This is a genomic window from Leifsonia sp. SIMBA_070 (assembly GCF_046534635.1).
Lineage (GTDB): Bacteria > Actinomycetota > Actinomycetes > Actinomycetales > Microbacteriaceae > Leifsonia.
The window spans coordinates 1-235 of the sequence record NZ_JAWRYK010000958.1 but is presented as its reverse complement, the minus strand read 5'-3'; the positions used below and the strand labels follow the sequence as shown (position 1 = coordinate 235).

General features: G+C 63.4%; 1 protein-coding gene. It reads right to left on the bottom strand.

Annotated elements, in window-relative coordinates; all coding sequences use genetic code 11:
• Window positions 1–235, bottom strand: a 235-nt coding sequence (locus SB754_RS23010; RefSeq protein ID WP_410784567.1) for an SDR family oxidoreductase, incomplete at both ends; no start/stop codon positions are given.

The window sequence follows — 235 nt, the reverse complement described above, 5'->3', positions numbered from 1 at the left end:
AGTGAAATCGGTGCCACCGTCGACGTTCACGTTGGCCCCGGTCATGTAGGAGTTCGCACGCGAGGCCAAAAAGGTTGCAACACGCGCGATTTCATCTGGTAGCCCCGCCCGCGGGAGATGCGCGGGGTGCCCGAAGTGTTTGTCGATCGCCGCCATCAGCTGATAGGGGTCATCGCTGTCGACGCCCACCGATTTCGCCCACGCGATCAGTGAATCCGACGCCACGCTGCCGGGC